Origin of the sequence: Bradyrhizobium sp., from assembly GCF_016462955.1 — a bacterium.
Lineage (GTDB): Bacteria > Pseudomonadota > Alphaproteobacteria > Rhizobiales > Xanthobacteraceae > Bradyrhizobium.
The window spans coordinates 1-4,771 of record NZ_JAEMSD010000317.1; the positions used below are offsets into that span (position 1 = coordinate 1).

Annotated in this window: 5 protein-coding genes and 1 pseudogene; 4 read left to right on the plus strand and 2 right to left on the minus strand. The window is 65.1% G+C overall.

Annotated features, from left to right (window positions below):
- Positions 1-127: 127 nt before the first annotated feature.
- Together JHD07_RS26345 and JHD07_RS26350 are read left to right on the plus strand one after the other, a co-directional pair.
- Positions 128-901 (plus strand): ABC transporter ATP-binding protein, encoded by a 774-nt coding sequence (locus JHD07_RS26345; RefSeq protein ID WP_291627385.1) that lies wholly within the window; start codon positions 128-130, stop codon positions 899-901.
- Complete coding sequence (locus JHD07_RS26350) at positions 894-1,712, plus strand: ABC transporter permease (RefSeq protein ID WP_291627386.1); 819 nt, start codon at positions 894-896, stop codon at positions 1,710-1,712. The genes JHD07_RS26345 and JHD07_RS26350 overlap by 8 nt, the downstream gene beginning before the upstream one ends.
- Before the next feature lie 152 nt (positions 1,713-1,864).
- Here the strand turns inward: JHD07_RS26350 and gtdA are convergent, their stop codons facing one another.
- Positions 1,865-2,905, minus strand: a complete 1,041-nt coding sequence (gtdA, locus tag JHD07_RS26355) for a gentisate 1,2-dioxygenase (protein ID WP_291627387.1) — start codon at positions 2,903-2,905, stop codon at positions 1,865-1,867.
- 215 nt (positions 2,906-3,120) lie between these two features.
- Here gtdA and maiA point away from each other — a divergent pair, with 215 nt between their 5' ends.
- Both maiA and JHD07_RS26365 read left to right on the plus strand, forming a co-directional pair.
- The gene (gene maiA / locus JHD07_RS26360) at positions 3,121-3,753 is read left to right on the plus strand and encodes a maleylacetoacetate isomerase (RefSeq protein ID WP_291627388.1); all 633 of its coding nucleotides are present in this window, start codon (positions 3,121-3,123) and stop codon (positions 3,751-3,753) included.
- A complete protein-coding gene (locus JHD07_RS26365; RefSeq protein WP_291627389.1) occupies positions 3,743-4,255 on the plus strand; it encodes a MarR family transcriptional regulator in 513 nt (170 codons plus the stop codon). Before maiA ends, JHD07_RS26365 begins: the two co-directional genes overlap by 11 nt.
- 161 nt (positions 4,256-4,416) lie before the next feature.
- Here the strand turns inward: JHD07_RS26365 and JHD07_RS26370 are convergent.
- A pseudogene (locus JHD07_RS26370) lies at positions 4,417-4,771 on the minus strand (benzoate-CoA ligase family protein); the annotation flags it as partial.

The window sequence follows — 4,771 nt, forward strand, 5'->3', positions numbered from 1 at the left end:
ATTTTATCGGCGATCGTCGTCAGTCTCATCGCCGATGGACTGTCACCCCACCCCGGTTCGTATTTCGCTTCGCTCAACACGAACCGACCCCCCCTCCAGGGGAGGGTGAAGAGCCCGGGCTCATCGCATGGACCTGATTGCCAGCCATATCTCCCATCGCTTCGGCGATCTCGCCGTGCTCGACGATGTCTCCTTCAACGTCAGCGCCGGCGAGGTGGTCGCGATCGTTGGGCCATCGGGTTGCGGCAAGAGCACGCTGCTGTCGATCCTCGGCGGGCTGTTGCAGCCGACCTCCGGCGCGCCCGAGTTGCGCGGCGCGCCGCCGGCGGACAGTCTCAATCCGCTGACCTTCGTGTTCCAGGATTTCGCGCTGCTGCCCTGGGCCACGGTGGAGGAGAACGTCGAATTCCCGCTGCTGCATGCCCAGCTTAGCGCTGCGCAACGCCGTGCGCTGGTCGAGGACGCCCTGCGCCGCACCGGCCTGACCGATTTTCGCACCACCTATCCAAAGCAGCTCTCCGGCGGCATGCGCCAGCGTGTCGGCATCGCGCGCGCGCTTGCGGTGAAGCCGGCCATCCTGCTGATGGACGAGCCATTGTCGGCGCTGGATTCGCAGACCCGCGAGCTCCTGATGGAGGATTTCGTCCGGCTGCTCGCCGAGGGCGGCATGGGCGCAGTCTACGTCACCCACAATCTCGAAGAAGCCGCGCGGCTTGCCGACCGCATCGTGGTGCTGTCGCGGCGTCCGGGACGTATCCGCGAGGTCGTGACCGTGCCGATGACGCGCGCGGCGCGTAGCGAAGCGGCGGCGCGCGAAAGGCTGCTGGTGCTGCAAAACCGGATCTGGTCGCTGATCCGCAACGAGGCGATCGATGCCGAGCGCGAGGTCCAGCATGCTTGATCGCGCGGACCCGTCTGCGAAGGACGAGACGACGCGCCGCGTCCAGTTTCGTGGCGCCGGCTTCGTTCCGGAGTCGAGCCGTTTCGGCGGCTGGCTCGCGCTCGTCCTCGTCATCGCGATCTGGCAGGCGGCGGGCAGCGCCGGCCTCGTCAATCCGTTGTTTCTGCCGCCGCCTTCCGCCATCGCCCGCGCGCTCTATCAACTCGCGGTGTCGGGCGCGCTCTGGCAGCATCTCTCGGCTTCGCTGCTACGCATCGGCGTCGGCTGGCTGCTCGGGACCGCCACCGGCATCGCCGTCGGTTTCGCCATCGGCCTGTCGCGGCTGGCGCGCAGCGTCGGCATCACCTTCATCTCTGCACTGTTCCCAATTCCGAAGATCGCGCTGCTGCCCCTGCTCATCCTTTGGCTGGGCATCGGCGAGGAGCCGAAGATCGCGACCATTGCGCTCGGCGTGTTCTTCTCGACCGCGATTTCGGTCTATAGCGGCGTCGATGCGGTGCCACGCAATTTGATCCGCATGGCGCAGAGCTTCAACGTTCCCTTCGCCACCATCGTGCGCAAGGTGATCTGGCCGGGCGCGCTGCCCGCGATCCTCGCCGGCTTCCGCATCACGGCGTCGGTGGCGCTGCTGCTCGTCGTCAGCGCCGAGATGATCGGCGCGCAATACGGCATCGGCGCCTTCGTATTACAGGCGGGAAACCTGATGCAGACCGATCAGCTGCTCGCGGGCGTGGTGATCCTGTCGGTGTTCGGGCTCGCAGTGGGCAAGGTGATCGGCTGGCTGGAGACGCGGCTGTTGCACTGGCGATAGCCGCAATCGCAAAGATGATGAGGACGCAGGCGAGCGCCACAAATCAGGTCGTCATGCCCGGGCTTGACCCGGGCATCCACGTCTTTCCTCGGGCGTAGCGGCACGTGGATGGCCGGGACAAGCCCGGCCATGACGGAGGATAGAACGGCGCCTCACGCGTTGCCGCGATCTTCCCGGAACAGATCCAGCTTCTGCTGCACCGGCCGGTCCGAGAAGCTGAACAGCACGGCATCCTCATCGGCCTCGTGCGTGACCCAGTGCCAGCTCGGCACCACGAACAAGTCGCGGGGCCCCCATTCGACCACGGTGTCGCCGATGCGGCTGCGGCCCTTGCCTTCGATCGGGCAGAACACCGTGGCGTCGGTCGATCGATAGCGCGCGGTCTTGAATCCCCTCGGCAGCAGCTGGATGAAGGTGCCGATGGTCGGCATGGCGAAATCCCCGGTCTCGGGGTTGCTGAACTTCAGCTTGAGGCCGTGGCAGGCGTCCCACTCCTGGCTCGTGCGCGCCTTCTCCAGCGCTTCGCGGGTGTAGGCGTAAGGATAGCTGAAGATCGGCGAGGTCTTCGATGAGCGCTTCACGTCGACGGGCAAGAGGTTATGGCCGTAGCGCGCAAAGCTGTCGCCGGCCGGCTTCGTGATCTTCTGCTGGTCTTCCTTCGATCCTTCCGCGAATGAGCAGTCGAAGAACTGCACCACGGGAATGTCGAGGCCGTCGAGCCAGAACATCGGCTGGTCGGTCTCGTTGGAATGATCGTGCCAGGTCATCGACGGCGTGATGATGAAGTCGCCCGGCTCCATCGCGGTGCGCTCGCCGTCGACCGCCGTGTGGGCGCCCTTGCCTTCGAGCACGAAGCGTAGCGCGGACTGGCTGTGCCGGTGCGCAGGAGCGACGTCGCCGGGCACCACCATCTGCACGCCGGCGTAGAGCGAGGTCGTGATCTTGGACTGGCCGCGCAGGCCCGGGTTCTCCAGCACCAGCACGCGCCGCTCGGCTTCCTTGGCCGTGATGAGCTTGCCGGCCTCGAGCATGTAGTCGCGGATAACGTCGAATTTCCACAGATGCGGCCGGCAGGCGCTCTTCGGCTCCGGCGTGATCAGATCGCTCATCACCGTCCACAGCGCGGTGAGGTTTTCGCCGTCGATCTTTTTGTAGAACGCCTCGCGTTCCGGCGTCTTGGTCACGGCTTCCATGGCGGCGCTCCCGTTCGTTTGTTGATTGACAGTATACTGACGATCTAGGTAGCGTCAATGTGAGGGATGACATACAAGGTCGTCATTCCGGGGCGACGGGCCGCGCAACGCGCAGCCTGGAGAGCCCGGAATCCATAACCATGATCGGGAGTATGGACTCCGGGCTCTCGCTTCGCGAGCCCCGGAATGACAGAAAACAGCAGGGGAGGGTCCCAATGAAGCTGCACGGCTATTTCCGCTCCAGTGCCGCCTACCGCGTACGTATTGCGCTCAATCTCAAGGGCCTCAAGGCCGCGCATTTGCCGCATCATCTGCGCAAGGGCGAGCAATGCGCCCCCGCCTATCTCGCCATCAACCCGCAAGGCCTCGTCCCGGCGCTGGAGGACAATGCGGGTGCTGTGCTGACCCAATCGGTCGCCATCATCGAATGGCTCGACGAGACGCACCCCAATCCGCCGCTGCTGCCGAAGGATCCGCTGCGCCGCGCCAAGGTGCGGGCCTTCGCGCTGGCGATCGCCTGCGACACCCATCCGGTGCAGAATTTGAAGGTGCTGGCGCGGCTTCGCGAACTCGGCCTTGCCGAGGAGAAGGTCCAGGACTGGGCGGCGTGGGCCAACCGCGAGGGCCTTTCGGCTTGCGAGACGCTGATCAAGGACGAGCCGGGCCCATTCTGCTTCGGCGATGCGCCGACGCTGGCCGATCTCTGCCTCGTGCCGCAGCTCACCAATGCGCGCCGTTTCGGTGTCGATGTCTCGGCCTATCCGCGCCTGCTCCAGGCCGAGGCCGCGGCCAAGGCCTTGCCGACTTTCGCCGATGCCGCTCCGGAGAAGCAGCCCGATGCCGAGTAAGCCGCCTCCTCCGATCACGATGGAGGCGGTCTATGCCGCGCCGGGCTATCTGTTCCGGCGCATGCAGCAGATCGCGGTCTCGATCTTCATGGAGGAGTGCAAGAGGTTCGACCTCACGCCGGTGCAATATGCCGCGCTGATCGCGATCCACACCCATCCCGGCATCGATGCTACGCGGCTGTCAGCCGTGATCGCCTTCGACCGCTCCACGCTCGGCAGCGTGATCGAACGGCTCGAGGCCAAGGACTACATCGAGCGCAAGCCGGCACCGGAAGACAAGCGCATCAAGCTCCTGTACTTGACGAAGTCCGGCGCTGCCATCCTGCGCGAGATCATCCCCGCCGTCGAACGCGCCCAGGCGCGCATGCTGGAGCCGCTGAAGCCCGCCGACCGCAAGACGCTGATGGGACTCTTGGTGCAGCTCGTCGATCTCAACAATGAAGCCTCGCGCGTGCCGCTGCGGGCGGAGGATGCGCTGGAGCATCTGGGGAAGGGTGGGTGACGAAGTGAGTAAGGCGCTGCTGCAAGAGTGAAGGTGTCATTCCCCGCGAAGGCGGGGAATCCAGTACGCCGCGACCCATCTGTTTTATCACACCCGTCTCGGAGTACTGGATCGCCCGCCTTCGCGGGCGATGACGCCAATTGTGTGGTTGCAGCGGTGCCTCACATCCGCAGCAACGCCTGCCGGTCGATCTTCCCCGTGCCCGTCTTTGGCAGCTCGTCGATGAAGATCACCTCGCGTGGGTATTTGTAAGGAAGCAGCTTGCCTTTCACATAATCCTGCAATTGCCGCGTCGCTTCGCCTGGATCGACGGCGCGGTCGTTCATCACCACCACCGCCTTCAGCGTCATCCGCCGGTCCGGCAACTCGGCGGCAAACACCGCGCATTCTCGGATATCGGGGTGGTCGGCGAGGCACAGCTCGACCTCGAGCGGGTAGACCCACTGGCCGGAGATCTTGATGAGATCGTCGGCACGCCCGCGGAAGAAGTGGAAGCCGTCGGCATCCCTCACGAAG